Consider the following 3,329-nt stretch of genomic DNA (forward strand, 5'->3'; position numbering starts at 1 on the left):
CAGGCGCGCGCCGCGGCGGAACGCCGTGGTGATCAGGCCGAGCGCCACCCCGACGGCGAAGACCGGCAGCCAGGACCAGGTGTCAGGGGTGTCGTAGACAGGCCCGCGATCCGGGTTCAGGGCCGCCACGATGCTGTTGCGCCCGAACCCGTCGAGAACATGCACGACGGCTGCGCCGATCGCGAGTGCCCAGCTGATCGTCGCGAGGGCGCGCACCGTTCCCGTTGCGAAGAACCGCCCGCGCAGGAAGGACCAGGCGATGAAGAGGGAGGACCCGATGACGAGCAGCGCGGCCGTCGCCCACACCGCATGCGAGAGGACGATCGCGCCCGTGCCCAGAGGGCTCAGCCCGGGGACGACCACCAGAGCCTGCGTCGCATAGCCGTGCACGGCGGAACTGCCTGACCTCACCGTCGCGTCGATCGGCTGCTGGTCGATGGGCAGGATCCAGGCGATGCCGTCCGGGCGGAAGGTCTGCGCAGCGCGCAGCACCACGACCGTGACGGCGGCGGCGAGAACAAGCGTGCCGACGATCAGCACGGCGGTCGCGTCCGCGCGCTCGGAACGGGTCGTCGGTCCTTGTCCTCTGGATCGTGTGGCCGCGATCATGATTCCCCCTCTGCCGACACGGATGTTATCGATGATCGTTAACATAACGACAATCGATAAGGGGGTCAAGGGTCGGGTCCGCATCGCCCCGCGGAGGTGGGGAAGTCCGCAGGGCGATGGCAATGCGGAAGGACGGATCCGGCCCGGATCGCCTTCCGCATTGCGAACATCCTCGGTTCTTGGGTGGGTCGGGCGCCCCGATGAGGCGCAGTACCACCGCGTCACGCTTCGTCGCCGGGGTCAGCCGACGGCGAACAACGGCTTGCACCGCTCGCACGGTCGTTACTCTCGATGTATCCGGCACGGAGTGTGCCATCGCCCCCACCGGGCAACGAACAAGGAGTGACATGTTCGAGAGATTCACTGACCGAGCCCGTCGTGTCGTCGTCCTCGCCCAAGAAGAGGCGAAGATGCTCAACCACAACTACATCGGCACCGAGCACATCCTCCTCGGCCTCATCCACGAGGGCGAGGGAGCTGCGGCCAAGGCGCTGGAGTCCCTCGGCATCTCCCTCGAGTCCGTGCGCGAGCAGGTGCAGGACATCATCGGCCAGGGTCAGCAGCAGCCGACCGGCCACATCCCCTTCACGCCGCGCGCGAAGAAGGTGCTCGAGCTGAGCCTGCGCGAGGCGCTGCAGCTCGGCCACAATTACATCGGCACTGAGCACATCCTCCTCGGCCTCATCCGCGAGGGCGAGGGCGTCGCCGCCCAGGTGCTCGTCAAGCTCGGCGCCGACCTGAACAAGGTCCGCCAGCAGGTCATCCAGATGCTCTCCGGATCCCCGGGGCGCGAGCCCGCCGCCGTCTCCGGCGCCGCGCACGACACCCAGCAGCAGGCCCAGGGCGGATCCCAGGTGCTCGACCAGTTCGGGCGCAACCTGACGCAGGCTGCGCGCGACAACAAGCTCGACCCGGTCATCGGGCGCGAGAAGGAGATCGAGCGGGTCATGCAGATCCTCTCCCGCCGCTCCAAGAACAACCCCGTCCTGATCGGCGAGCCCGGCGTCGGCAAGACCGCCGTCGTCGAGGGCCTTGCCCAGGCGATCGTGAAGGGCGACGTCCCCGAGACGCTCAAGGACAAGCAGCTCTACTCGCTCGACCTCGGATCCCTCATCGCCGGATCCCGCTACCGCGGCGACTTCGAGGAGCGCCTGAAGAAGGTCACCAAGGAGATCCGCACGCGCGGCGACATCATCGTCTTCATCGACGAGATCCACACCCTCGTGGGTGCGGGCGCCGCCGAGGGCGCGATCGACGCGGCGAGCATCCTGAAGCCGCTGCTCGCCCGCGGCGAGCTGCAGACGATCGGCGCCACCACGCTCGACGAGTACCGCAAGCACTTCGAGAAGGACGCCGCGCTCGAGCGCCGGTTCCAGCCGATCCAGGTCAACGAGCCGAACCTGCCGCACACGATCAACATCCTGAAGGGCCTGCGCGACCGCTACGAGGCGCACCACAAGGTGCAGATCACCGACGGCGCGCTCGTCGCCGCGGCGAACCTCGCCGACCGCTACGTGGCCGACCGGTTCCTGCCCGACAAGGCGATCGACCTGATCGACGAGGCCGGCGCCCGCCTGCGCCTGTCGATCCTGTCCTCCCCGCCGGAGCTGCGCGAGTTCGACGACAAGATCGCGAAGGTCCGCGAGGAGAAGGAGCTGGCCTCCGAGGAGCAGGACTTCGAGAAGGCGGCCTCCCTGCGCGACCAGGAGAAGGAGCTGCTCGCAGAGCGGCTGCGCCTGGAGAAGCAGTGGCGCTCGGGCGACGTCGCGACCAACGCGGTCGTCGACGAGGGCCTGATCGCCGAGGTGCTGGCCCAGGCGACGGGCATCCCGGTGTTCAAGCTCACCGAGGAGGAGTCCAGCCGCCTCGTCTTCATGGAGAAGGCGCTGCACCAGCGCGTCATCGGCCAGGAGGAGGCGATCGCCGCCCTGTCCAAGACGATCCGCCGCCAGCGTGCGGGTCTGAAGGACCCGAAGCGCCCCTCGGGCTCGTTCATCTTCGCCGGCCCCACGGGCGTCGGAAAGACCGAGCTCGCCAAGGCGCTCGCCGAGTTCCTGTTCGACGACGAGGGCGCCCTCATCTCGCTCGACATGAGCGAGTTCGGCGAGAAGCACACCGTCTCGCGGCTGTTCGGAGCCCCTCCCGGGTTCGTCGGCTTCGAGGAGGGCGGCCAGCTCACCGAGAAGGTGCGTCGCAAGCCGTTCTCCGTGGTGCTGTTCGACGAGATCGAGAAGGCGCACCCCGACATCTTCAACTCGCTGCTGCAGATCCTCGAGGAGGGTCGCCTCACCGACGGTCAGGGTCGCGTCATCGACTTCAAGAACACCGTGATCATCATGACGACGAACCTCGGTTCGTCCGCGATCGCCGGTGGCCCGGTCGGCTTCCAGATCGAGGGCAACTCGCAGACGACCTACGAGCGGATGAAGGGCAAGGTCGACGAGGAGCTCAAGCGCAACTTCAAGCCCGAGTTCCTGAACCGTCTCGACGACGTCATCGTGTTCCCGCAGCTGAACAAGGACGAGCTGCGTCAGATCGTCGGCCTGTTCACGAAGCGCCTGAGCGACCGCCTGCTCGACCGCGACATGACGGTGGAGCTGACGGACGCCGCCAAGGACCAGCTCATCGAGATCGGGTTCGACCCGACGCTCGGCGCCCGTCCGCTGCGTCGTGCGATGCAGCGCGAGGTCGAGGACCAGCTGTCCGAGAAGATCCTGCAC

Annotated in this window: 2 protein-coding genes; one reads left to right on the forward strand and one right to left on the reverse strand. The window is 67.7% G+C overall.

The window, feature by feature from the left end; translation table 11 throughout:
- The coding region (locus B7X32_RS19675) for a hypothetical protein (RefSeq protein ID WP_292723625.1) at positions 1-609 on the reverse strand (609 nt) is incomplete at its 3' end.
- Between the two features lie 347 nt (positions 610-956).
- Between B7X32_RS19675 and B7X32_RS19680 the strand changes: the two genes are divergently transcribed.
- Positions 957-3,329: ATP-dependent Clp protease ATP-binding subunit (locus tag B7X32_RS19680; RefSeq protein WP_292723628.1), on the forward strand; the 2,373-nt coding region annotated here is incomplete at its 3' end.

This window comes from Microbacterium sp. 13-71-7 (genome assembly GCF_002257455.1).
Classification (GTDB): domain Bacteria; phylum Actinomycetota; class Actinomycetes; order Actinomycetales; family Microbacteriaceae; genus Microbacterium.